The organism is Clostridium sp. UBA871, assembly GCF_002295255.1.
GTDB classification, from domain to species: domain Bacteria; phylum Bacillota; class Clostridia; order Clostridiales; family Clostridiaceae; genus Clostridium_J; species Clostridium_J sulfidigenes.
The window spans coordinates 391,688-418,687 of the sequence record NZ_DBFV01000004.1; the positions used below are offsets into that span (position 1 = coordinate 391,688).

The 27,000-nt window shown below is 29.3% G+C and carries 24 protein-coding genes; 7 read left to right on the plus strand and 17 right to left on the minus strand.

All coding sequences use genetic code 11. From position 1 onward, the window contains the following. Positions 1-265: 265 nt before the first annotated feature. Together B3086_RS07895 and carB are read left to right on the plus strand one after the other, a co-directional pair. On the plus strand, positions 266-1,315 hold the full coding sequence (locus B3086_RS07895) for a carbamoyl phosphate synthase small subunit (protein WP_346848220.1): 1,050 nt from the start codon (positions 266-268) through the stop codon (positions 1,313-1,315). A 46-nt stretch (positions 1,316-1,361) separates the two neighbouring features. Further along, on the plus strand, positions 1,362-4,568 hold the full coding sequence (carB, locus tag B3086_RS07900) for a carbamoyl-phosphate synthase large subunit (RefSeq protein WP_346876185.1): 3,207 nt from the start codon (positions 1,362-1,364) through the stop codon (positions 4,566-4,568). 94 nt (positions 4,569-4,662) lie between these two features. Here the strand turns inward: carB and B3086_RS07905 are convergent, their stop codons facing one another. The 6 genes from B3086_RS07905 to B3086_RS07930 all read right to left on the minus strand — a co-directional run bounded on the left by B3086_RS07905 (position 4,663) and on the right by B3086_RS07930 (position 10,688). Beyond that, positions 4,663-4,854, minus strand: coding sequence for a hypothetical protein (locus tag B3086_RS07905; protein ID WP_150844223.1), 192 nt, complete (start codon positions 4,852-4,854; stop codon positions 4,663-4,665). 183 nt (positions 4,855-5,037) lie between these two features. Then, positions 5,038-6,072 carry a pyruvate kinase gene (locus B3086_RS07910; RefSeq protein ID WP_346848099.1) on the minus strand — a complete coding sequence of 345 codons (1,035 nt, stop codon included), beginning with the start codon at positions 6,070-6,072 and terminating at the stop codon, positions 5,038-5,040. Between the two features lie 379 nt (positions 6,073-6,451). Further along, positions 6,452-7,291 (minus strand): DUF975 family protein, encoded by an 840-nt coding sequence (locus B3086_RS07915; protein WP_346848098.1) that lies wholly within the window; start codon positions 7,289-7,291, stop codon positions 6,452-6,454. A 165-nt stretch (positions 7,292-7,456) separates the two neighbouring features. Then, positions 7,457-8,254: an XdhC family protein gene (locus tag B3086_RS07920; RefSeq protein WP_346848097.1), complete on the minus strand. Its 798-nt coding sequence runs from the start codon at positions 8,252-8,254 to the stop codon at positions 7,457-7,459. A 13-nt stretch (positions 8,255-8,267) separates the two neighbouring features. Next, positions 8,268-9,287 (minus strand): molybdopterin-binding protein, encoded by a 1,020-nt coding sequence (locus tag B3086_RS07925; protein WP_346848096.1) that lies wholly within the window; start codon positions 9,285-9,287, stop codon positions 8,268-8,270. A gap of 105 nt (positions 9,288-9,392) precedes the next feature. Further along, positions 9,393-10,688, minus strand: a complete 1,296-nt coding sequence (locus B3086_RS07930) for a uracil-xanthine permease family protein (protein WP_346848095.1) — start codon at positions 10,686-10,688, stop codon at positions 9,393-9,395. Positions 10,689-11,077: 389 nt separating this feature from the next. On the opposite strand from B3086_RS07930, the gene B3086_RS07935 reads away from it, so the two are divergent. Next, complete coding sequence (locus B3086_RS07935; RefSeq protein WP_346848094.1) at positions 11,078-12,271, plus strand: PLP-dependent aminotransferase family protein; 1,194 nt, start codon at positions 11,078-11,080, stop codon at positions 12,269-12,271. A gap of 83 nt (positions 12,272-12,354) precedes the next feature. Continuing rightward, positions 12,355-13,551 (plus strand): pyridoxal phosphate-dependent aminotransferase, encoded by a 1,197-nt coding sequence (locus tag B3086_RS07940; protein ID WP_346848093.1) that lies wholly within the window; start codon positions 12,355-12,357, stop codon positions 13,549-13,551. Between the two features lie 105 nt (positions 13,552-13,656). On the opposite strand, the gene B3086_RS07945 is transcribed toward B3086_RS07940, so the two are convergent. The 9 genes from B3086_RS07945 to B3086_RS07985 all read right to left on the minus strand — a co-directional run bounded on the left by B3086_RS07945 (position 13,657) and on the right by B3086_RS07985 (position 23,094). Then, the gene (locus B3086_RS07945; protein WP_346848092.1) at positions 13,657-14,520 is read right to left on the minus strand and encodes a GNAT family N-acetyltransferase; all 864 of its coding nucleotides are present in this window, start codon (positions 14,518-14,520) and stop codon (positions 13,657-13,659) included. A gap of 133 nt (positions 14,521-14,653) precedes the next feature. Further along, the gene (locus B3086_RS07950) at positions 14,654-16,573 is read right to left on the minus strand and encodes a bifunctional 4-hydroxy-3-methylbut-2-enyl diphosphate reductase/30S ribosomal protein S1 (RefSeq protein WP_150844231.1); all 1,920 of its coding nucleotides are present in this window, start codon (positions 16,571-16,573) and stop codon (positions 14,654-14,656) included. 58 nt (positions 16,574-16,631) lie between these two features. Beyond that, positions 16,632-17,294 (minus strand): (d)CMP kinase, encoded by a 663-nt coding sequence (cmk, locus tag B3086_RS07955; protein WP_346848091.1) that lies wholly within the window; start codon positions 17,292-17,294, stop codon positions 16,632-16,634. A 95-nt stretch (positions 17,295-17,389) separates the two neighbouring features. Next, a complete protein-coding gene (locus B3086_RS07960; RefSeq protein WP_346876179.1) occupies positions 17,390-18,607 on the minus strand; it encodes an NAD(P)/FAD-dependent oxidoreductase in 1,218 nt (405 codons plus the stop codon). A gap of 233 nt (positions 18,608-18,840) precedes the next feature. Further along, positions 18,841-20,193 (minus strand): NADP-specific glutamate dehydrogenase, encoded by a 1,353-nt coding sequence (gene gdhA, locus B3086_RS07965; protein WP_207656739.1) that lies wholly within the window; start codon positions 20,191-20,193, stop codon positions 18,841-18,843. A 244-nt stretch (positions 20,194-20,437) separates the two neighbouring features. Then, positions 20,438-21,325: a MurR/RpiR family transcriptional regulator gene (locus B3086_RS07970; protein WP_035132970.1), complete on the minus strand. Its 888-nt coding sequence runs from the start codon at positions 21,323-21,325 to the stop codon at positions 20,438-20,440. A gap of 216 nt (positions 21,326-21,541) precedes the next feature. Then, the gene (locus B3086_RS07975; protein WP_346848089.1) at positions 21,542-22,084 is read right to left on the minus strand and encodes a class I SAM-dependent methyltransferase; all 543 of its coding nucleotides are present in this window, start codon (positions 22,082-22,084) and stop codon (positions 21,542-21,544) included. After that, positions 22,077-22,805: a pseudouridine synthase gene (locus B3086_RS07980; protein ID WP_346848088.1), complete on the minus strand. Its 729-nt coding sequence runs from the start codon at positions 22,803-22,805 to the stop codon at positions 22,077-22,079. Before B3086_RS07980 ends, B3086_RS07975 begins: the two co-directional genes overlap by 8 nt. A gap of 136 nt (positions 22,806-22,941) precedes the next feature. Continuing rightward, complete coding sequence (locus tag B3086_RS07985; protein ID WP_156964331.1) at positions 22,942-23,094, minus strand: hypothetical protein; 153 nt, start codon at positions 23,092-23,094, stop codon at positions 22,942-22,944. A 188-nt stretch (positions 23,095-23,282) separates the two neighbouring features. Between B3086_RS07985 and B3086_RS07990 the strand changes: the two genes are divergently transcribed. After that, positions 23,283-24,386, plus strand: a complete 1,104-nt coding sequence (locus B3086_RS07990) for an iron-containing alcohol dehydrogenase family protein (protein ID WP_346848087.1) — start codon at positions 23,283-23,285, stop codon at positions 24,384-24,386. 108 nt (positions 24,387-24,494) lie between these two features. On the opposite strand, the gene B3086_RS07995 is transcribed toward B3086_RS07990, so the two are convergent. Both B3086_RS07995 and B3086_RS08000 read right to left on the minus strand, forming a co-directional pair. Next, positions 24,495-25,055, minus strand: a complete 561-nt coding sequence (locus B3086_RS07995; protein ID WP_346848086.1) for an N-acetylmuramoyl-L-alanine amidase — start codon at positions 25,053-25,055, stop codon at positions 24,495-24,497. Between the two features lie 109 nt (positions 25,056-25,164). After that, positions 25,165-25,542, minus strand: a complete 378-nt coding sequence (locus tag B3086_RS08000) for a PadR family transcriptional regulator (protein ID WP_346848085.1) — start codon at positions 25,540-25,542, stop codon at positions 25,165-25,167. Positions 25,543-25,748: 206 nt separating this feature from the next. On the opposite strand from B3086_RS08000, the gene B3086_RS08005 reads away from it, so the two are divergent. After that, entirely contained in the window at positions 25,749-26,582 is an 834-nt protein-coding gene (locus B3086_RS08005) for a PHP domain-containing protein (RefSeq protein ID WP_346848084.1), read from the plus strand. Between the two features lie 45 nt (positions 26,583-26,627). After that, a complete protein-coding gene (locus B3086_RS08010; protein WP_346848083.1) occupies positions 26,628-26,945 on the plus strand; it encodes a DUF1540 domain-containing protein in 318 nt (105 codons plus the stop codon). The last annotated feature ends 55 nt before the right edge of the window (positions 26,946-27,000 follow it).

Genomic DNA, 27,000 nt, shown 5'->3' on the forward strand with positions numbered 1-27,000 from the left:
ATTAAAAATTATATTTTATAATAATATATTTATTTTATTATTGACATTTGAAAAAATTTTTTATAAAATCAAAAAGATAAATCTACTTTTAAGTTGGTCCAGAGAGGCCAAGAAGGGAGACAGGAATAATGGCTAGAATTATAATTATTTTAAAGAGAAACCCATAGGATAATAAATAGAGCATCTAATAATTTGCTTTGTTTGTTGTCCTTTTTGTTGTACATTAATTATTTTGATTGGAGGGTTTTTCTTGAAAACAAAAAATATTGAAGCAAAACTTATATTAGAAAACGGAATGGAATTCAAAGGTAAAGCCTTTGGATACATTGATGATACCGTTGGAGAAGTAGTATTTAATACATCTATGACTGGGTATCAGGAAACTCTTACTGATCCATCTTATTATGGTCAAATTGTAACTATGACCTATCCCTTAATTGGAAATTATGGAATTAATTTAGAGGATTTAGAATCTTCTTCTCCAAAAGTTAAGGGGTTTATTGTAAGAGAAAAATCTAATAATCCTTCAAACTTCAGATGTGAGATGGAGTTAGATGGATATCTTATAGAAAACAAGATTTTTGGACTAGAAGGTATTGATACAAGGGCCCTTACGAAAATTCTTAGAGACCATGGATCAATGAAGGGTTATATAACAACTAAAAACTTATCCTTAGAAGATATAAAGGATAAGTTGGAAAAATTCCAAAATGATGATGCTGTGTATAAAGTATCTACTGATGAAATATATGAAATACCAGGCAGTGGACCACATGTTGCCGTTATGGATTTTGGAGTTAAATCAAATATCTTGAAAAGTTTCAAAGAAAGAAATTGTAGACTAACTGTGTTTCCAGCTACCTCAAAGGCTGAAGAAATTCTTTCTACAAACCCAGATTTAATATTTCTATCTAATGGTCCTGGAGACCCTATGAAATTAGATAATATAGTTAAAGAAGTAGTAAAATTAGCAACTTCAAAACCTACTTGCGGAATTTGCCTTGGACATCAACTTTTAGCTTGGGCCTTTGGTGGAGAAACTAGTAAACTAAAGTTTGGTCATAGAGGATCTAATCACCCAGTGAAAGATATTATATCAAGTAAGGTATACATAACTAGTCAAAATCATGGCTACTATGTTTCTAAGTTACCTGTTGATATGGACATCACTCATGTCAGTGTAAATGACGGCACCTTAGAAGGTATGATGCATAAAAAATTGCCAATAGCAAGTGTACAATATCATCCAGAAGCATCACCAGGACCTAAAGAAAATAACGTTATATTTGATAGTTTTTTAAGCTTAATAAAATAAATTACATTAAGAAAGACAGTGAGCTTTCATGTAGGAGGAATAATCAATGAGTAAGAGAAATGACATAAAAAAAGTATTAATAATAGGATCTGGTCCAATAGTAATAGGACAATCTGCTGAGTTCGACTATTCTGGAACTCAAGCTTGTAGAGCACTTATGGAAGAAGGGATAGAAACCATACTAATAAACTCTAACCCTGCAACCATAATGACTGACAAGGAAGTGGCAGATAAAATATATATAGAGCCATTAACTACTGAGTTTATTGAGAAAATTATAGTAAAAGAAAAACCAGACAGCATTTTATCAGGGATGGGTGGACAAACAGGTTTAAACCTAACTATAGAACTCGCTGAAAAAGGTATATTAGATAAATATGGAGTTAAAATCATAGGAACTTCGGTAGAGTCTATAAAAAAGGGTGAAGACAGAGATTTATTTAAGGCATTAATGGAAAGAATCAACGAACCTGTTATTGAGTCAGATATAGTAAATGATGTAGATTCTGGAGTTAACTTTGCTAAAAAGATTGGTTACCCTGTAATTGTAAGACCTGCCTACACCCTTGGTGGTACTGGCGGTGGTATTGCAGATACTGAAGAAGAGCTAATTACCATATTAGAAAATGGTCTTTATCTTAGCCCTGTAAATCAAGTTCTTTTAGAAAAAAGTATTAAAGGATGGAAAGAAGTTGAATATGAAGTTATGCGTGACTCTAAAGGAAATTGCATAACCGTGTGTAATATGGAAAACATAGACCCTGTTGGTGTTCATACAGGAGATTCCATAGTTGTAGCTCCTTCTCAAACCCTTTCTGATAAAGAATATCAAATGCTTAGAACTTCAGCCTTGAGAATCATAGATGAAGTAGGAATTATTGGAGGATGTAATGTCCAGTTTGCTTTAAATCCTAATAGTTTTGAGTATGCTGTAATTGAGATAAACCCTAGAGTTTCTCGTTCTTCTGCCCTTGCATCAAAAGCTACAGGATATCCCATAGCAAAGGTAGCTGCAAAAATTGGCCTTGGATATACCCTAGATGAAATTGTAAACTCCGTTACTGGTAAAACAATGGCCTCCTTTGAGCCAGCTCTTGATTATGTAGTTGTGAAAATACCAAAATGGCCTTTTGATAAATTTAAAAATGCCAATAAATCCTTAGGAACTAAAATGATGGCAACAGGAGAAATCATGGCTATTGGATCAAATTTTGAGGCTGCCTTCCTAAAAGGAATTCGCTCCTTAGAAATAGGAAAATATGTGTTAGATCATAAGCCATCTCAGGAAAAAACTTTGTCTCAGTTAAAGAGTAGCGTAATGGTGCCAGATGATGAAAGAGTCTTTGATCTAGCTGAAATGCTTAGAAGAAAATATCTAGTTGAGAAATTATCAGAGGTTACAGGAATAGATACCTTCTTTATAAATAAAATAAAATGGATAGTAGAACAAGAAGAATTCTTAAAAACTGCTAAGTTAGAAGATTTAAATAAAGAATATTTAAATCTATTAAAGAAAAAGGGTTTTTCAGACAAAGGTATTGCAGACTTAATGGATATTAGCCCTATAGAGTTGTATACTCTTAGAAAGCTGTATAACATTATGCCAACCTATAAGATGGTAGATACTTGCGCTGGAGAGTTTGATGCCATATCACCATACTACTATTCAACCTATGAAGAATTTGACGAAGTAGTTGTATCTGATAAAAGAAAAGTAATGGTTATAGGTTCAGGTCCTATTAGAATCGGACAAGGGATTGAGTTTGATTACTGCTCTGTTCATGCTGTTGGAGCTCTTAAGAAAAAAGGCATCGAAACTATAATTGTAAATAATAACCCAGAAACTGTATCAACAGACTTTGATATATCAGATAAACTTTACTTTGAACCTCTAACTGAAGAAGATGTACTCAACATAATCAACAAGGAAAAACCTGAAGGTGTAATTCTTCAATTTGGTGGTCAAACTGCTATAAAACTATCTAAGTTTCTAAGAGAAAATGGAATTAAGATTTTAGGTACTGATGCTGATGGTATAGATAGGGCCGAAGATAGAGAAAGATTTGATGCTATGCTTGAAGATCTTGATATTAATAGACCTAAAGGAATTGCAGTATGGAACCTTGATGAAGGAATTGTTGGTGCTGAGAACCTTGGATATCCTGTACTTGTTAGACCTTCTTATGTGTTAGGTGGTCAAGGTATGGAAATCACCTATAGAGAAAAGGAGCTTAAAAAGTATTTGGAGAATTCGTTTAAAAGAGATCATAAAAATCCTGTTTTGATTGATAGATACTTAGTTGGTAGAGAGATTGAAGTGGATGCTATCTGTGATGGTAAAAGTATTTTAATTCCAGGAATTATGGAACACCTTGAAAAAGCCGGAGTCCACTCTGGAGATTCTATAAGCATATATCCTTCTCAAAATATATCTGACAAATCTAAGAATACTATCTTTGAATATACAAAGAAGATTGCTTTAGAGCTTAAAGTTCTTGGCATGATAAATATTCAGTTCATTGAGTTTGAAGGAGAAATTTTTATCATAGAGGTTAACCCTAGAGCTTCTCGTACTGTTCCATATATAAGCAAGGTTACTAATGTACCTATAGTTGAATTAGCTACTCGCGCCATGCTTGGAGAATCTCTAGAAGATATGGGATATAAGGAACAAATATGTGCTGAACCTGACTTTGTAACTGTAAAAGTACCTATATTCTCTACTGAAAAGCTTCCAAAGGTTGAAGTAAGTCTTGGACCTGAAATGAGATCCACTGGAGAAGTTCTTGGTGTAGGACATACCTTTGATGAAGCTATGATGAAGGGTTTCTTGGCTGCCAAAAGACCAATTTTAAAGTCTGGAGACAAATTACTTGCAACCATAAATAATAGTGACAAAGATGAATTCTTAATACTAGCTAAAGAAATGAACTTACTTGGCTGTAAGATAGTAGCCACAGAAGGAACTGCAAAAATGCTTCAAATTGAAGGTATAGATGCAAAAATAGTTAATAAAATTGGTGAAGGAAAACCTGATATAGTAGATTCTATCAGAAATAAATCTATAAATATGATAGTTAATACACCAACTAGAGGAAATGACTCTCAGCGCGATGGCTTTAAACTTAGAAGAACAGCTGTAGAATCAGGAGTTTCATTAATGACTTCTCTCGACACCTTAAGAGCCATGGTAACAGTAATGAAACGAGGATTGAAAGTTAAAGATTTAGATATATTTAACTTAGGAAAATAGTTTATATACATTTTCATTAATATATGTTTAAAAGCAATAGACAAAATTAAGTCTATTGCTTTTGCTCTACATTTTAAATAATTATAAGGACTTATTAATTATACATGAATAAATCAATAAATCCACCACAATCAAGTGTTTGATTAGAATCAGTTGTTGTCAATTCTCTAAAAGGACATTCTTCACATTCATTATGAGTACATTGAATTTTTGATAATTCTTCTGTTAATCTAGTAATTTCATTATATATTTCTTGTATCTTTTCCTTCTGTAAATCTTTATTCATAATAATCCCCCCTATATGCTTAGGTTAGTGTAGAGTTTTTACACTATCTATATTTAATTATATCATTGAACCCGATGTAAATATATAGAATTTATTCCTAAAATATAACTAAACTAGACTAAATAGTTAATTAATTCTAAAATGAAGATGGATATAAATTTTATATCCATCTTCATTTTTTTCTTAACTAAGATAACTATATTTATCTATAAATTCTTTAGTAAATCTTATAACATGGAGAGGATTTTTACCTATCCCAACTTCTCCAGCTAGCATAATTCCATCAACCTTATTTTTTATAAAATTATATAAATCATCTAATTCAGGAATTTTAGGTTTTCGGGCACTTCTCATAGAATCTAACACATAGGTTGCGATTATAAGCTCCTTTTTTTCAGATTTCATCTTTCCTATTATTTCATCCTGTACAAAAGGAATTTCCATTATGTCCAATTCCGAGAATAAATCTCCCCTACCTAGCATAATTCCATCAACAGATTTTAAAATAGAATCAAAATTAAGAATTCCTTCTTTACACTCTATTTTTGCCCAAATTTTAGGCATAATAATTTGAGGATTATATTTCTTTACTTTTTTTATATATTCCTTTAATTCTAGAATATCAGATTCTCTCGTAACATAGGAAAGACATATTATATCCACACCACTTAATAGGCCAAATTCAATATCCTTCTTATCCTTTATGGTTAACGTCATACCCAACCTATCCATTCCCGGAGCATTTAACCCCTTCTCACCTCTAACCATGCCACCTAAAACGACTTCTGCCTTTATTGCCTCTTTATCCTTAAGCTTTCCTACAACATTAAATTCCATTGTTCCATCCTTCATAAGAATTTTTTTGCATTTAGAAAGCCATGTAAATTGTCCTTGAAAAGAAATTGGAATTAATGTATTCTTTCCACTATGTCTAAGATTTTCTTTAAAAAATTCTTCACTACAAAAATATACGGTTTCTCCAAAGTTAACCCTTAATTGGCCATTAAACAAATTAGATACTCTAATTTTATTGCCTTGTAAATCTTGAATAATAGAAATATCAGGATAATTCTCCTTCATATACTTAATTTGTTTTTTAGCTGTATCATTTTCTATATGAGAAAAATTCAATCTCATTGAATTCATTCCTGCATTTACAAACTTATCTAAATCATTTAAGGTCTTAACATTAGGACCTATTGAACATACTATCTTCATTTCATCACCTAATCATTTATTTATATTTATATTTATATTTATATTTATCCAATACATAGCTAATTAATATATTTTATCTTTAATGTAATCTATTATAAATCTATCATCTTTATTCATAACAAACAATAGCATTTATATACAATCTTAAATCTTGAAGTAATATTTTTTTAATTTAGGCTTTAGTTTATTAATTTCCAATTAGACTTAATAATAAAAATCCAAAGAATTCCTTTGGATTTAAGTTGATATACATCTTCTTTAATTATGATATAAACATTTATATATAAACCTAGTTAAAATTTAATTTACGCTAAATACTAAGTTATTATATAAGTAATCTCATTCATAGACAACTTATATAGATATATAACACATATTGTTAATTTAATGGATTAATTTCATTATATATAGGTTTATTATTGTATCCAGATATTTCATTAAAGAAATTCAAAAATGTTGTATTCATATATGGGGTTAACCATAGAAAGCTAATTCCTATAATTAACGGTAATATAGTAATGAGTATTTCATTAAATGAAAAAACTGCAATTATAGCTACAACTACACCTGGTACAATACATAAAATCACCCAACCTAAAAAGCTAAGGTATAGTACAAATAAACTCCATACATTCCCTTTCATTAATTTAAAACTTTCTTTTATACACTGAATTACACCCTTACTATTATCTTCACATACTAAAATCACTGCTGGGAACAAATATAAACCCAAAATAATTATTGGTATACATAAAACTAACGTAACCAGAACAATCATTGTTGTCATGCCTTCAAAAGATGGAATAGAATTACCTGATAAAGAACCCATAAATATCTGGTTACTATAATGAATTGCTATAAACCCTACAACTATACCAATAATAATTATTATTGGTATGTACATTAATACTATTAAAAGCTGTATACCCATACCTTTTCCCCAAGTCTTACCTGAGATAAGTATATCAGAAAATTTAACTTTCTTATCCCTAGAAATTTTAAGATAAAATGAATTACTCATAATTGCTATACTTAAGCTTACTATTATGCTTATAACTGTTATCAGAAGTGATGGTCCTATAGTATCTTTAAAAGTCTCAGAACCAAGACTTATACTTCCTTGAATTACAAAGATTATTAGTGTTATTAAGACCGGTATCTTCCACTGCCCCCTTAATTGATCTTTAGATTTACTTTTTAAAGCTTTTCGATTTACCATTCTTTTCCCCCTTAGAACTCCCTTTTATTTATATATTAATAAAATACAATATTATCTATCATACTTTACTTTTTAGAAAGAAAATTAACCCTTATATAATTAAAATATTATGAATATATTGATTATATTACAATAATTCAAGATAAATTTTTATCTCTCTATATATTATTGTAATTTTTTATGGGCTAGTTTTCCATTATTTACAACTAATGAAATTTCTGCCATTATAGATAATGCTATATCTTCTGGTCTTTCACCACCTAAATCTATACCAATAGGTGCATATACTTTATTCAACAAATCTTTGTTAAATCCTTCATCTAATAATTTATATATAGTTTTTTTTATCTTAACTTTACTTCCTATCATACCAATATAATTTGCTTCAGTATCTATAATAGTTTTTAAAGCTTCATAGTCATGGAAATGTCCCCTAGTTATAATTACTATACTGCATTGATTATTTATAGGATATTTTTTTAAATTTTCTTTAATATCTCCTAGTAAAAGCTCATCAGCTAATTTAAATCTTTCCCAATTACAATATTCTTCCCTATCCTCAAAAACTACAATATCATATCCTAATACATTAGCTATAAAATGTAGTGGCAATGCAATATGTCCCCCACCAACTATAAGAAGTTTACGCTTAGGCATTAATACTTTTATATATACTTCAATGTTTCCTCCACAAACCATATTAAGCTCTTTATTAGCTTCATTCAAACTATATTCATATCTACCACTCCTTTGTGTTTCTATAGCCTCTATACTAGATTTTATAATTTCATCTTCAACTGCACCTCCACCTATAGTACCAATTACAGTACCATCTCTTAGAACTCCCATTATGGTACCTTCTCCCCTAGGTGAAGATCCACAAGCCTTAGTAATTATAGAAAGAGCTACAAAATTCCCATTCTTCACTTGCTCATTCACTTCTTCAAGTAAAGTAATACTCATATAAAATACCTCCCTATTTCCCAAATGGACAAATTGGATAATGACATATATTACATTTTAAGCAAAGCCCTCCGTGAGATAACTCATTTATTTCTCTTTTACTAATTTTATCCTTTGCCATTATCCTAGGAAGTAAAACATCAAATACAGTTATTTTAGAGAACATTCCACAAGCTGGAATCCCCACATAAGTTATATCATCACTATATGCTAACATAAACATAGCTCCTGGTATTACTGGAGATCCATAGGTAATTATCTCTGAAGCTACTTTTTCAATAGCTACAGGTGTTAAATCATCTGCATCTACTGACATTCCCCCACTGCATATTATTAAACTGCATCCTCTAGACTTAAATATCTCTATAGCATTAGTTGTTTTTTCTAAGTCATCTGGAACAAATATGACATCTTCAACAATAGCTTTGTAATTACTAACCTTTTCCTTAAGTATTGGAGCAAATTTATCAGTAATGATGCCTTCATAAATTTCCGTACCAGTAATAACGATTCCTACCTTCTGAACTTTAAAAGGTATTATGTCTATAATCCCTGATACATTTCTTAATATATCCTTAACTTGATTGATATATCTTTTTTCTACAACTAACGGTGTTACTTTTGTAGCAGAAACAATTGTATCCTTTTCTACAACAGTATTATTGTGTAATGTACTTACTACAATGTCTTTAATATAATTAATTTCATATAACAAACTAGTGTTAATTTTCAAAAGCCCATCCCGAGCAGCTAAAATATTTACTTTTCCCTCACTAGGTGATTTAATGTAGGTATTTTCTCCTCCAATTGCTTGTCCTAACTCTAAAGCTGCTTGGTCTTCATGAAGCATTTCTGAATTCATTTCAATAATATAAACGTGATTTTTCCCTATAAACTTCAACTCTTCTATATCTTTTACTTCTATTATATGTCCTTTTTTAAAAGCAGCACCCTTGAATTCCCCCGGTACGATCTTAGTTAAATCGTGGGCCACCACCATCCCAATAGCATCTTCAACTTTAACTTTTTTCATTGTCACACCCCCATGTTATATTTTATTATATTATATCATCAGATGTAAAAAAATACCACCTAATACATAATCTTTGTATTAAGTGGTATTTCAATGAATGCATAGTTAAGCTACATATTCATTTCTATTTTCTTCTTTTTCACTTTTAAAATTTAAAATCATATTTAATATAACCCCTACAAGAGCTGCTAAGCTTACGCCTGTTATTTTAACAGATGCACCAACTGGAATTCCAATTGATATACCAGTGTATTTTTCTAAATTAGTAGTACCAAGACCAATTATTATTATAGTAGCTATTACTACAATGTTTTTCCAATCAAAAGTTACATCTCCATTTTTAATAGTTTTAAATCCTATTAATGAAATCATTCCAAATAACATGATACTAATACCACCCATAACAGCACTAGGTATAGATAATAGTAATCCTCCTAATTTAGCTACAAAACCTAGGACTATAGCAAATATTGCTGTAATTCTTATTATTGATGGATCATAGTTCTTTGTTAATGCTAAAACTCCAGTATTCTCTCCATAAGTTGTATTGGCTGGCCCTCCAATAAATGCAGAAAACATAGTTGCAAGTCCATCTCCTAATAAAGTTCTATTAAGACCGGGATCTTCAATGAAGTTTTTACCAACTACTTGCCCATTTGTAGTAATATCACCAACATGCTCCATTAGTACTGCTAACACCACTGGTGCAATTACGAGTATAGATGCCATATCAAATTTAGGCAGTGTGAAGCTAGGTACCGCTATATATGCTGATTTAGATATTATGCTAGTATCTACTATATTAAAAATTAATGAAAGTATATACCCTGATGATACTGCAATAAGTATAGCTAACTGTTTTGAAAAACCTTTCCCAAATAAGTTAATGGATAATGCTATAGCTAAAGTTATCCCTGCTATAATAAAATTTTCACTAGCCATTCCTATAGCTGTAGGTACAAGGTTTAATCCTATAGTTATTATCATAGGTCCTACCACTTGGGCTGGAAGGAGTCTTTTTATAGTGGTTACACCAATTTTCTTAACAAGAAATGAAATTATTACATAAATAAAACCTGCAACTAACAATCCGCCTTGTGCATATGCTAAATCTCCGCCATTTAATTCTCCCGCAGCTATTATTACCGGTATAAATGCGAAGGAAGAACCAAGGAATACTGGAACTTTTCCTTTCGTACAAAGGTGAAATATCAAAGTACCACATCCTGCGGCAACAAGAGCAACTGAAGGGTCAAGTCCTGTAAGTACAGGTACTAGAACCGTTGCACCAAACATAGCAATTAAATGCTGCATAGCAAGTACCATTCTTTTAGTCTCTTCCTTAATAGATCTCTTTGCCAATGTTTCTTCTGCTTCTTTTTTTAATGTTATTTCTGACATATAAAGCCTCCTTAATATTTTTAATATTAGGAGAAATTTCTTTCTCCCCTTTCAGTATCTCAGTACTGATTAAAAGGTATATAAATAAAAAAACTTCTTACTTTCGCAAGAAGTTATATACATAAATATAGTGTGTCCTGTAATTATATCTACCTTCTTGCCAGCCTCTCTGGACTGATTTAAAGAAATATTTAATTATTTAATTTATTCTTTAAGTCATTATACTACTTCTTCACTCAAATAACAAGTATTTTTAAGATTTATTTTATTACTCTTTCCACTATATTAAAATATCTTGAAAAAACATGCAAATAAGTTATAATAAAATCATGGTACATAAGATGAATAGTATAATTAATTTTAAAACATAATTATGGGGGGGTGTATATATGAATATACGTTATGCGAATAGGACTTCAAATTTAAAAGCGTCTGAAATAAGAGAACTTTTGAAATTGACTGAAAAGCCAGAAATCATTTCTTTTGCAGGTGGATTACCAGCACCTGAATTATTTCCTTTAGATAAACTAAACGAAGTAGCATCAAAGGTTATAAAAGAAAAAGGCCAAATAGCTCTACAATATGCTTCTACTGATGGTTACATGCCTTTGAGAGAAATAATTGTAAAAGAAAGAATAGCGCCTACAGGAGTAAAATGCGATACTTCAAATGTTATGCTAACTAATGGTTCTCAGCAAGGTTTAGAGTTTTCTGCAAAGCTTTTCATAAATGAAGGAGACACTATTGCATGTGAAAGTCCAAGCTATCTTGGCGCTTTAAATGCATTTATGGCTTATGGTCCTAAATTCTTAGAAATACCAATGGATGAAAATGGTATGATTGTAGAGGAATTAGAAAAAGCATTAGAAAACGAAAACCACAATATAAAAATGATTTATACTATTCCAGATTTTCAAAATCCAAGTGGAATTACAATGAATATCGAAAGAAGAAAACGCTTATCTGAACTAGCTGCTAAGTATGAAATACCTTTAATTGAAGATAGTCCCTATGGAGATTTAAGATTTGATGGAGAAAGTCTTCCTTCAATTAAATCCTTTGATAAAGCTGGTTATGTAATTAATCTAGGTACTTTCTCTAAAACTTTCTGTCCTGGACTAAGACTTGGATGGATATTAGCAGAAGAAGAAATAATTAAAAAGTATATTTTAATTAAGCAAGGCGCAGACTTACAATGTAATACTTTTGCTCAAGTTATCGCAGGAGAATACATGAAAATTTACAGTTTAGATGATCATATAAAGAGCATAATTGAAGTTTATAGAGTTAGACGTGACTTAATGATAGATAGCATGAAAAAATATTTCCCTGAAGACGTTAAATACACTTATCCTTCAGGAGGGTTGTTTACTTGGGTTGAATTAAGAAAAGATTTAGATTCTGCTTCTATTATGGAAGATGCTCTAAAAGAGAATGTAGCCTATGTACCTGGTGCTTCTTTCTTCCCTAATGGTGGAAAGAAAAATTTCTTTAGATTAAATTACTCTAATATGCCAGAAGATAAAATCGTAGAAGGAATAAAAAGATTAGGTAAAGTTCTTCATAAATATTATACAAAATAGAAACAATATGTAATGTATACTAGTACAATAATGAAAATAAATAAACTTAAATATTTATTCATATTATTTTAGGAGGAGTTAAAATGGAATTTTCAAAAAGAATACTGGCTATGGGGTATTCACCGATTAGAAAACTAGCACCATATGGAGCTGAAGCTGCACGTAAAGGAGTAAAAATATATCATTTAAATATTGGTCAACCTGATATTGAAACTCCAAAGGAATTCATGGAAGGAATTAATAACTATAAAGATGATGTACTTAAATATGCTCAATCTCAAGGAATAGATGAAGCAATTAATAGTTTTATTAAATACTATAAAGAATGGGATATAGATTTTGAATCTAATGAAATTCTTATTACTAATGGAGGTTCTGAAGCTATTTCTTTAGCATTAACAGCAATTTGTGATGTAGACGATGAAGTAATTATACCAGAGCCTTTCTATACCAATTATGCAGGATTTGCACAAGGTGCTGGCGTAAAAGTGGTACCTTTTATAACTAAAGCAGAAGAAGGATTCCATCTACCAGCAAAGGATGTTATAATATCTAAAATAACTCCTAAAACTAGAGCAATCATGGTTTCTAACCCTGGAAATCCAACTGGAGTTGTTTACACTGAAAATGAAATAAGAATGCTTGCTGATATATGTAAAGAGAATAACCTATTCCTTATTGCAGATGAAGTATATAGAGAATTTGTTTATGATGGATTAAAATACACTTCTGCTCTTTATATGGAAGATATTAAAGATAGAGTAATTTTAATAGATAGTATATCTAAGCGCTATAGTGCATGTGGTGCAAGAATTGGTTTAGTAGCTTCTAAGAATAAAGAACTTATAAGTCAAATTATGAAAATGTGTCAAGTTAGACTATGTGTTCCAACTATAGAACAACTAGCAGCAGCAAATTTAATCAATACTCCTAAAGAATACTTTATTAACGTTAAAAAAGAATATGAATCAAGAAGAAACATTCTGTTTGAAAAGCTTTCAAAAATGCCAGGTGTTATATGCAAAAAACCTACTGGAGCATTTTATATTGTAGCAAAGCTTCCAATAAAAAGTGGTGAGGATTTTGCAAAATGGTTACTTACAGACTATAACTATAATAATAAAACTGTTATGGTTGCACCTGCAGAAGGTTTCTATGCAACAGAGGGTCTTGGTATGGATGAAATAAGATTATCTTACTGTTTAAATACTGAAGCTCTAGCTGATGCAATGGACATATTAGAAAGAGCTTTAGCTGAATATGTAAAAATTGAAAAATAGTAATCAAAAAAAGAAATTAAGTTTCATGACTTAATTTCTTTTTTATTATATTTGTTCTTAATAATTATAAAGTATAGTTCTATATTTACTATATTAATTATTATATTAAAATGAATCTATATTATCTTTCTTATACTCATGGTAAGTATCAATTGTTTTAAACCTTTCACCTATATATAAATTTACAGCTTCTATATTTTTTTTATCACATTTAAGATATATTTTACTATTTCCAAGATCATGAGCTATATTTACTATATATTTTAGTAGCTTCTTACCATAACCTTTGCCTCTATATTCCGGTAAAATTCCAAAGTTAGCTATATAAATTTTTGAATCTTTTTTTATTAATTGTCCATACCCTACATGAACTCCTTTATGTTTAATAAAAATACATCCTTCTGGAATATAATAATTTTGATATTTTTCATATATAATATCCTCTTTATTTATAGACTGTCTATTAGCTGAATCAAAAACTTTATTCTGAATTAAACACCTATATTTTTCATCTTTACCTTCTTTAAAGGTTTCAAAAGAAATATTTTCATCATTATTCTGTTCTTCATAGGAATTTATATCTCTTTCCATTTCAATAATAGCTCTTTCTACACTAAATCCTAGTTTAATCAATAAAGTTGTATTCAAGTTATTATTTTCACTGATTATAATTGAATTACAACTATTGAAAAACTTAAAAACTTCTTTATAATACTCAAAAGTACTATATTCTGGAATAAACTTTATACAGTGTATTTTATATACTTGATATTGAAGTTTACTATACCATAAAAACCCTATATATTTTTGTTGAGATTTTATATACTTGATGTTTTTTCCCAAAAGGAGTTTTTTAAATATATTCTTATTTGTACAAATCTCTATGAGTTCTTCTTTATACTCATTAGTAATATCAAACTCATTTATAAAATTTAAATTTGAATTATTTAATGTTTCTAATTTATACATAAATCCATCTACCTCATACTTTTGAATCTATATATATATTATAATCCAAATTTAAATAATATAACCATTTTTAGTATATTTATTTTAATTTAAAATAGAAGATACACCAGTATAGTGTATCTTCTAAAAATTTTTATGCCTCTAAATCTTTAATGCTAAGTCCAATTTTCTTTCCTTCAGCATCTACTTGAGTTATAACAGCTTTTACGATCTCTCCAATTTTTAAAACATCTTCAATTTTTTCAACTCTCTCATTAGAAATTTGAGATATGTGGACTAATCCATCTATACCTTCTTCTAATTCAACAAATGCTCCAAATGGTGCAAATCTTACTACTTTTCCAGCAACAACATTTCCTGTTGGATATTTTTCATTAATATTATTCCATGGATTTTCACTTAACATTTTAACACTTAAAGCTAATTTGTTATTTTCTCTATCAACTTCTAAAACACCAACTTTAATAATCTGACCAACTTTAAATAATTTTGATGGGTTATTAACTTTATTCCAAGACATTTCTGAACTGTGTAATAAACCATCTATACCATTAATTTCTACAAAAGCTCCAAAAGCAGTTAATCTTTTAACTTCACCTTCAACTACCATTCCCTTTTCTAAAGAAGCCCATGTAGTAGCCTTTTTAACTTCATTCTCCTTCTCTAAAAGTTCTCTTCTTGAACCAACTATTTTAACTCTATTTCTTTCTCTAGAATACTCTATAAGTTTTATATCAAAATTTTGTCCTATATACTTAGACAAATCACTAACTCTACTTAATTCTATATGAGATGCTGGTATAAATACTCTTTCTCCTTCAAATAAAGCTACAAGTCCACCTTTTACTTCTTGTTTAACTTGAACATTTATTATCTCTCCATTATCAAAAGCAGCCTTTAACACTTGTTGTTGTTCAGCTCTTAAAACCTCAGTTCTTGATAATACAACTAATCCATCAGAATTTTTTCTGTTTATTACTTTTGCTTTAATAACATCTCCTACTTTAATTTGTTGATTTAAAGGAGTTTCATTGTCTCTAGAGTATTCCTCTGCTGTTACTATAGCCTCAGTTTTTGTACCTATAGTTAAATATGCTTCTTTTTCATTTACTTTAAATACTTCACCTTCTAAAATACTTCCTACAGATATGTTGCTAGTATCCTTAAAATATTTATCATAAAGGTCCATATCCTCTTGACTTATATCGTTTTGTTTTTTCATTTTACTAATAGCCTCCTCAATTACGTACTCTGGAGTTGACGCCCCAGCAGTAATTCCAATTTTATTTATATTTTCATTCCCTATCATATTTAAAAGTGAAGAATCTACTTTTTCTACATGATAAGTATTTTCACAATTTTTTTTGCAAATTTCATAAAGCTTTGTAGTATTTGAACTATTATATCCGCCTAAAACTATCATTAAATCAACCTCTTTAGAAAGTTTATTCGCTGATTCCTGTCTTTCTTCTGTGGCATTACATATAGTGTTAAAAGCTACTATTTCTTTAGCTAATGATATTATCCTGTTCAAAACCTTTTCCCAATTACTTTGCTTTTCTGTAGTTTGGGAAACTACACATACCTTGCTCTTAATTGCATCTATGTTTTCTCCATCCTTAGATATAATAGCTGTATCATTACACCACCCATTAATCCCTATGACCTCTGGATGCTTATCATCACCAACAATAATTATATTATATCCTTTGTTATAATACTCCTCAACTTTTTGTTGTATATTTCTCACATATGGACAAGTCCCATTTTCTATTATAACATTATTCTTTCTTAAATGGTCAAATACATTTTTGCCAACACCATGAGATCTTATTACTACAACATCATTTTTTTTAAGATTATATGCTTCTTCTAGAGTTATAGAATGAATACCTTTTTCCTCTAAGCTTTTCACAACATCATTATTATGGATTAATGGCCCTAATGTGTATATATCCTTATTATATTTTTCTCTCAATCTTATAGTCTCTTCAACTGCTCTTTTTACTCCAAAACAAAAACCTGCTTTATTTGCAAGAGTTACTTCAGACATATTATCCTCACCTCTAATACCATTTACTATAAAACAAATTATTTTATATTACACATGACTATTTATCTACATTTATATATGATATGTACTTAGATATGGCATCTACTACTTCATTTATACCCATAGTAGAAGTATCAATCTCTATTGCATCTTCAGCTTTTCTTAAAGGATCTACTTCTCTATTTGAATCAATGTAATCTCTTTTTTTTATATCTTCTAATATATTATTATAATCTACTTTTACATTCTTGGCTATAAGCTCATCATACCTACGTTTAGCTCTTTCTTCTGCCCTAGCTGTCAAGAATATTTTTAAGGATGCATTTTTAAGTACTACTGTGCCTATATCCCTACCATCCATGATTACATTGTAATTTTTAGCTATTTCTTGCTGCATTTCAACTAGCTTTTGTCTAACCTCTAGTATAGATGCATATCTCGACACATTATTAGTAACTTCAATACTCCTTAACTCATCAGTCACATCTATATCATTAACAAATAGGTTATCATTATCAAAATACATCTTCAAAGTATCTATAAGTTCACATAAATCACCTACTTGATTAGGTTCAACACCCTTTCTCATTGCAAATAAAGTAACTGCTCTGTACATAGATCCAGTATTTATGTACATTAAGTTATATTTTTCTCCTATTAATTTAGCTATAGTACTTTTTCCTGCTCCAGCAGGACCATCAATAGCTATTGATATTTTCATAGTTTCACTCCTCAGTTATATAGTTACTATCAATCTATAATTTAAATAGATGTTTTTAAACTATAAATTTCTCAATAATAACTTTACTTGTATATTTATATCTTACTTCCTGCTATAAAACCTGTAGAAATAGCAATCTGTACATTATAGCCTCCCGTATAAGCATCTACATCTATTACTTCTCCAGCAAAACTTAGGTTAGAAACCACCTTGGATTTCATTGTAGACGGATCAATTTCTTTTGTATCAATACCTCCAGATGTAACTATTGCTTCTTCTATAGACCTTAATCCTCTTACATCCATTGTAAGATTTGAAATAAGATTTAGAAAAAACTTACGTTGTTCTTTTGTAATACTATTTACCTTTTGATTTTCTGGTATTTTACTTAAATTAATCATAATAGGAATTAATTTTTGTGGAAATAAATCATTTAATGCATTCTTAAAGTCCTTATTATTATACTTTAAAAAATCCTTTTGTATTCTTAAATCTAACTCTTTTTCGCTAAGTGCAGGCTTAAGATTTAATACAATCTTATACTTTTCACCTGGTTTTATTAAACTGCTTGCACTAAGACATAATGGACCAGAAATTCCAAAGTGAGTAAATAACATTTCACCTTGATCTTTAAAAATAATTTTATTGTTCTTATCTAATAATGTAAGTTGTACATTTCTTAGTGATAAACCTTGAAGGTCTTTTACCCAAGCTTCATTAATTTCAATTGGTACTAAGGACGGTTTTATAGACACTACATTATGACCCAAACTTTTGCAAAATCTAAACCCATCACCATTAGATCCAGTTTGAGGATATGAAGCCCCGCCAGTAGCTAAGATTACATTATCACATTCTATATAATCATCATTATCAAGGATTACTGAAGTAATCTTATTATTTTCAACTTTTAATTCTTTTACAGCAATTCCAAGTTTAATTTCAATATTTTTCTCCATTAAAGTTTTTTCAAAGGCTTTTATAATATCTGAAGATTTATCTGAATTAGGAAAAACTCTATCCCCTCTCTCTACTTTAAGTTCAACTCCTCTTTCATTAAAAAACTTAATAGTATCCTCATTGGTAAATGTATAAAGAGCACTATATAGAAAATGAGGATTAGTTGGAATATAATCAAAAAACTCACTAATATCCTTATTATTAGTTACATTACATCTACCTTTCCCAGTAATAAACAGTTTTTTGCCAAGTTTATTATTCTTTTCTATTAATATAACCTTATTGTTTTTACTTGCTGCTATTGCAGCCATCATTCCAGCTGGACCTCCACCTACAACTACTACTTGTGCCAAAAAATCACCATCTCTTCTGTTTTATTTTAAATATATTCCTATATTATAATTTAATATAAAATTCCTAATTATTCAATGAATTTATTTTGTTAACTAAAATTTTATTCTACGTTTATTAGTAGAGTTTAATTATAATAAATTACATTTAAAACTAAAATCCTTGTCATATCACATGAAAAAGGAGAGAATTTAAAAATTCCCTCCTTTAATATTAAAACTATTTTAATTTAATATTAAATATCTCCTTGAGCATGCATTGCTTCAGCAACTTTCATAAATCCAGCAATGTTAGCACCAGCAACTAAGTTGTATCCAAATCCACATTGTTCAGCTGCATCCATAGCATTTTTATGAATTGTTACCATTATTTGATGAAGTTTTTGATCCACCTCTTCAGCTGTCCAAGATATTCTCATACTGTTTTGTGCCATTTCTAATGCAGAAGTGGCAACTCCACCAGCATTAGCAGCTTTAGCAGGTCCAACTATTAATCCATTAGCTAAGAAGTATTCGACTGCTTCGTTTGTACATGGCATATTTGCAGCTTCACATACAAATTTAATGCCATTAGCAACGATTTGTTTTGCATGTTCTATATGAATATCGTTTTGAGTTGCGCAAGGCATTATGATGTCAACTTTAACACCCCAAGGTTTTTGTCCTGGGAAGAATTCGCATCCAAATTTATCAGCATAATCTTGAACTTTATCTCTACCTGAATTTCTCATTTCAACTAAGTAATTAATTTTCTCTGGAGTAGTTATTCCATCTTTATCATAGATATAACCATCTGGTCCAGATAAAGTAACAACTTTACCACCTAAATCAGCAACTTTTTGGCATGCTCCCCAAGCAACGTTACCGAAACCTGAAACTGCAACTGTTTTTCCTTTGAAGTCAGTTCCTTCATGTTTAAGCATTTCTTCACAGAAATAAGTAACTCCAAATCCTGTTGCTTCTGGTCTTACTAAGCTTCCACCATAAGTTAAACCTTTTCCAGTTAAAACTCCATTTTCGAAAGCTCCTCTAATTCTTCTATATTGACCATATAAGTATCCGATTTCTCTTCCACCTACACCGATATCTCCAGCTGGAACGTCCACATCTGGTCCGATGTGTCTTTGTAATTCAGTCATAAACGCTTGACAGAATCTCATGATTTCAGCATCAGACTTGCCTCTTGGATCAAAGTCTGAACCACCTTTACCTCCACCTATTGGAAGTCCAGTTAATGCATTTTTAAGAATTTGTTCAAATCCTAGGAACTTGATAATTCCTAAGTAAACAGATGGATGGAATCTTAATCCACCTTTGTAAGGTCCTATAGCTCCATTAAATTGTACTCTAAATCCTCTATTTACTTGAGTTTTACCATTGTCATCTTTCCAAGATACTTTAAACATTATTTGTCTTTCAGGCTCACAGAATCTTTCTAATAAGTTAGACTCTACATATTCTGGGTGCTTATCAAGTACAGGCCCTATAGAGTTTAAAACCTCTTCAACAGCTTGTATAAATTCTGGTTCAGCGCTGTTTCTTTTTTTCACGTTTTCTAATACTTGCTCAATATAAGCTTTAGTATCCATAGTATCAATACCTCCTAAAATTTAAACAAAATTATTTATATAATTTACTTTTTGTATGATAACACACTGAAGTAAATCTTTACATGTAATATATATTCTATGTATTTGCTTTTTTTCCTTCTTTTTTAAAAACATTTTAACAGATTTATTGCAAATACTAAAAACGATTACATGCCTTTATTTACATAATAGAATACTTTTGTATATAAATCAACATAATTTTATAAAAATTTAGACATAAAAATTAAAACTTGTTAATATCTTTATTTGTTTTGTAGGAATAAATTTGATATTCTTGCCATACTTGCTCAAGTTCTGTGAAGGTTTTAGATATTTTGTCCTTTTCCTTTAATCCTACAGCTATAATAAGAGCATTAATAACACTTAGTGGTGCCACTAAAGAATCAACAAAGGAAGCCATATTACTTTCAGCTATTAGTACATAATCAGCTTTAGTTGCTAACGGAGATAAAACGCTATCTGTAATTGCAACAACATCAGCTCCCCTTGACTTTGCATAATTAAGGGTTTCAACAGTTCTCATAGCATAACGTGGGAAACCTATACCAATGACACAGTCTCCTTCACCTAATGTTAGCATCTGTTCAAAAATATCACTCATCCCGTAAGATACGATTTTTACATTGTCTAATATTAAATTTAAATAAAATCCTAAAAAGTCTGCCAATGCAGCGGAACTTCTTAATCCTACAATATAAATTTTCTTAGAGTTTAAAATACTATTAACTGTACTTTCGAAAGCCTCATAATTTATTTTTTCCATTGTTGCTCTAATATTTTCTATATCTGATTTTAATACTCCTTTTAAAGCGTTATTAGGAATAATAAAATCATTAGATAATTCTATTCTTTGAGCTGTGGTAAGTTTGTTTTTTATAAGTTCTTGTAGCGCCTTCTGGAGTTCAGGATATCCTTCATAACCTAATTGGTTAGCAAATCTAACTACTGTTGATTCACTTACACCAACGCTTGCTCCTAGCTTCGCAGCAGTCATAAATGCTGCTTTATCATAATGCTTTAAAATATATTCAGCTATGAGCTTCTGCCCTTTACTTAACCTTGAAAACTTAGTTTGTATCATTCTCATTAAATCAGTATTATTATTCTCCATCACTTAACTCCTTTTAAAAGATTATAAAGTATATAATTCATTTTACTGAAAAATGAATTATATACTTCATATTAACACAGTATGGATTATCCTTCAACATAAAACTTCTATGATTATTAATTTTATGAATTTTTTCCTATATAAGAGATAATTATAAACTTATAACATAGTTTAAGTTTCTGTATTAAGTATTGTAAAATCACTGTTTTAGAGCAATCACTTCTTTTCAATGACTAATAAATATGGAGCCCTTTCACTCCTATTTATAACTTTATGAATCATTACTCCATACTTATTTTTTGGTAGAGAACTTGCATATTTTAGTATCTGTTCACTTTCACGAAGACCTTCATTATGACCAATGTATACTGATACAATGGCAAAACCTCCACTTTTTAATATTTTTAAAGTTTCTTTAATACTTTTTAGTGTAGATTCAGCCTCCGTAGTTATTGATTTGTCACCACCGGGTAGAAAACCTAAATTATATATGGCTACATCTATTTCTTCAGTTATATGTTTTTCTATATTTTCATGAGAATCACAAATGAGTTTTACATTATCTTTGTTCTTTTTCTTATATTCTTCTATTGCTACTGATTGAATATCAAATGCATAAACTTTTTTAAAGCTCTCACTTAGAAAATCACAATCTCCACCATTCCCAAGAGTCTCATCTACCGCTATATTTTTATCCACCACAAAATTTTCAATTATATAGTGAGATAGATCTGTTATATTTCCTAAGTATTTAAACATTTTTATCTCCTCCATTCTTTAGGTATTGTATTTCTATTTCACTTAGGTATCTCCATTGACCTTCTTTTAACCCTGTATCTAATTTTATTTCACCAATTGAAACTCTCTTCAAACTTACAACTGGATGTCCAATTGCTTCACACATTCTTCTCACTTGCCTATTTTTCCCCTCATGGATAGTTATAGCAACTTCACAACTATTTTTATATTTTTTTAACACTTCACATCTTCCTGGTGCAGTAATATAATCACCAATATCAATTCCTTTTTCAAATTTATGTATTTCATCATCATTGATTATTCCTTTTACTATAGCTATATAAGTTTTATTAATAGAAACTCTTGGGTGCATTACATTATTATAAACTTCACCATCATTAGTTAGAAGAATTAATCCAGAAGTATCATAATCCAACCTTCCAATAGGATATATCCTTTCATCTACTTTTACAATATCCAATAAAGTTTTTCTACCTCTATCATCCTTTACAGATGATATATATCCTGTAGGCTTATTAAGTGCTATATATATCTTTTTTTCTTCTGGTTTTATTACTTTGTCATCTACTCTAACTTCATTAACTCTAGAGTCAATTTTTGTTCCTAATTCCTTTACTATAATCCCATCAACTTTAACTCTGTTAGATAATATTATTTCTTCACATTTTCTTCTAGAAGCAACACCACATCTAGCCATATATTTTTGTAATCTCTCTTCCATCTTAAACTTCCCTTCATAACTCTAATAAAAAGAATTATAATTTTTATTAACAAAAAAATCAATCCAACTAAACAATAAACCGATAACTCTACATATTAATATTTTGTAGTGTTACCGGTTTAAGTATAACCTAGACTTATTTAAATTGATTTAAGTGAGAATTAGGTTGCTGTTCCATATATCCTGTTTTAGAATTTCTACTGTCATTTGATTTGTCATTCATAGAAGTTAGTTCACCATTCACCTTATTGGAAGACTTCTTAGGTTTGTTTTGCTTATTCTTAGCCATAAAGCTCACCTCCCTATTAACTATTATTTTCAAAATTAATTTAAATATTCAATAATAATAGATCTTACAGATAAAAATTTATAATAAAGTTATCCTTCTAATGAATTGAGAAAACTTGTAATAGATGCTATATTAAAATATAAGATAAAATTTTAATATTACAATTAACTTTAAGGAGGAATAAAATTTTGAGTAATCCAATATTTTTTATGCCAACAAAGATTATATGTGAAGAAAACGCAATAGCAAATCACGGTAGTATAATGAATTCTTTAGGAAGTACTGCTTTAATAGTAACTGGTAAACATTCTTCTAAAACTAATGGTTCTTTAAACCATGTGGTAAATTCCTTAAAAGAAAACAATATAGATTATCATATATTTGATGATGTAGAAGAAAATCCATCTACAGAAACAATTATTAAAATAAAATTATTCGCCCAAGATAAAGGTATCGATTTTATTATTGGAATAGGTGGAGGTTCACCTATAGATGCATCTAAAGCTGCCGGAGTTCTTCTTTTTAATTCACAAGCCACTATTGAAGATTTATTTACAAATTCCGCTCTTAATTCTCTTCCAATCGTTGCAGTTCCTACCACTGCTGGAACTGGAACCGAAACTACACCTTACTCTATATTAACAGATCATAACATTAAAAATAAAAGAGGTATTTGCCCTAAAATTTTTCCTGTAGTATCTTTTTTGGATGCTACTTACTTGATGGATACACCTAAAAATGTAACAATAAATACTTCTATAGATGCACTTTCACATTTAATAGAAGGGTATTTATCTACTAATTCTAACTGCTTTAGCAATGCTCTTGCAGAAAGTGGTTTAAAGATATTTAGTGAATGTATTTCATATATATCTTCAGAAAATATTCCCTTTAAAATACGTGAAAATTTATTAATAGCATCCTCTATTGCTGGTATGGTAATTTCACAAAGCGGCACATCTATTCCTCATGGAATGGGATATTCATTAACTTATTATCATAATGTACCTCATGGTAAGGCTAATGGAATTCTTTTAAAAGAATATCTTAAAATATACGCAAATAATTCTAAGGATAAAGTGGATAAAATCATATATTTATTGAACTTCTCAAATGTAGATGAGTTTGGAAACTTTATAGATGAATTATTTTCAAAGGATTTGAAAATAACCCTTGATGAATTAAAAAATTATACTTCTTACATGAATTCCAATAAAGCAAAACTTAAAAATCATCCCTATCCATTAACCTATGAGGATATACTTAGTATTTATATAAAAAGTATAAAATAATATTAGACCCATTAGAATTAATCTACTAATGGGTCTAATATTTTCTTCATTTATAATTGCTCGTTTAATATATATATTTTTGAAACTATCAAAATAAATATTGTTAAATTAATCCATGTCAGTACACTCAATATCTAGTTGAGAAAGAATACCTTTCGCTATAGCTTTTCCAAATTTCTTTTGATTTTCAATAGTACTAATTATCTTATTATCTTCTTCATTATCTATAAAAGCACACTTGATAATAATTGCATCCATAATAGTGTCTCTTATTAAAGGAAAATAATCTCTTCCACTTTTATTCATTCGATTATAAATTTTAACTTGATTCTGACCAATATTCATAATTTCATTACAAATTTTTTTTGTAAGCTCCAACCCTTTACCATTATATATAGAATAAATTATTTCACCTCTATCTCCTCCACCTACATTACAATGGATAGAAATAAAATAATCTGACATATTATTATTTGCCATAGTAGTTCTTTGAGAAAGTCCTAGATATTTATCAGCATCTCTTGTCATTTGAACTTTTATCCCATGTCTAAGTAGCTCTTTCTCACATTCTATAGCTATAGTTAGTGTAATGTCTTTTTCTATTAGATCACCATAAACGCCTCCTGGATCGCTTCCACCATGTCCAGGGTCTAAGGTTATCTTATACATAATTAAAATCCTCCCATTAATTAATCTCTTCATATATAATATTCTTTAATATTACATATGTGATTAATAATAGGAATGAGCCATCTTTGAATAATGCTATAAAACTTGTCTATTGTTTCTTATAAATTTGATTTAAAACATTATTATAAATAGAAATATTATATTCTATGGCATGAAAATAATCTACCTTTATTTTTTTATAGTGTTCTATACCTTCATCGGTAATTTTATATAAACGTTTATTTTTTCTATCAAAATCTTCCCATTTAGCTGTAAGATATAAATTTTCCTCCAAATCTCTAAGAAGTGGATACACCAACCCATTAGAAACTTTAGTAAAGTTTTTATTTATATAATTCACTATTTCCAATCCATATTCCTCATTATTTTCATATATTAAATAATGTAGGATATATAATTTTACAAGCTTTGTAGTATTTATTCTATTATCTAATGTTGCAATTCTTTTTCTTGTTTCACCTTTCATTTTTATCTCCTTTAAATTTATTAAGTATTTTTCATTGTGACTTTATTATATAACTTTATTTCAATTATGACAATTATTTTTATGATGTAATAGAGTAATATCTATAGAATTTTCTTTCAACTTATATAGTATAAATAATACTACACTTAAGATATAATAAATCTATATTATTATATCTATTTACTATACAAAGGAAGGAGATATTTATGAATATTATAGCAGAGTTTCACTGTCATACAACTGCATCTGATGGGAGGTTCTCCCCTTCTCAAGTAGTTGAAATGGCTAAAAATAAAAATGTTGAACTTTTATCTATAACAGATCACGATACCACTGAAGGTATTAGCGAAGCTTTAAATAAAGCTAATGAAATTTCCCTTAATTTTATTCCTGGAATAGAGTTAAGCTGTAATCACAATGGAGAAAGCATACATATCTTAGGATATTTTAAAGGAAATGATTATAAAGATGAAACCTTAATTAAATTTCTTAATAATTTAAAGAGAAACAGGGAAACTAGAGCCTCATCTATAGTTAAAAATCTAGATAAATACTTTAACATTAAAATAAATGTAGATGATGTTTTAAAAATTGGTAATGGTGTTATAGCTAGACCTCACATAGCACAAGCCATAGTAAATGCTGGATACCCCTTTGATTTTCAACATATTTTTGACAAATTTATAGGAAATGATAGCCCTGCCTATGTTCCTAATAAACATATATCCATACCAGAAGGAATTGAACTTCTTAAAAAGTATAATTGCATTGTAATTCTAGCACATCCTAAACTTATTAAAAAAACACCTATTAAAAATATATTAAATTATGATTTTCATGGTATTGAGGCACTGTATTATCAAAACTTTAAAAGAGAAACCGATGAATTTATATCCTTAGCTAAATCAAGGGATATGATAATAACTTGTGGTTCTGATTTTCATGGAATTTCTAAGGATGATACTAAACACGGTAGCATTGGAGATATGTTTCTTAGTGAGGAAGATTTTAAGAAGTTTATGATTTTGTATAAAAAATAGAATAATTAGGTATACTAAAGTAAAATTATTTTCGGAGGAGATAAAATGGTTTTACTTCAATGTTCAGTTCACAACTGTATACATAATAATTCCAACTACTGTAATTTAAATCAGATAACCATTGGGGGTTCCAATACCTATCAACCTGATGGTACAAATTGTGAAAACTTTATAAACAAATCAAGTGCATTAACAAACTCTATAAGTATAAATACTCCTTATTCTAATGTAAATTGTAATGCAGAACAATGTATTTATAATAAAAAACTCAAATGCACTGCGAACTCTATTGATATTTCTGGTTATACCTCATCTACTAGTGAAGAAACCTTATGTGCTACCTTTCAATATAACCCTAACTAAGTATTTACCTTTAGATAAGTGTAAGTAGTAATAATAAGTATAATTATTACTTACA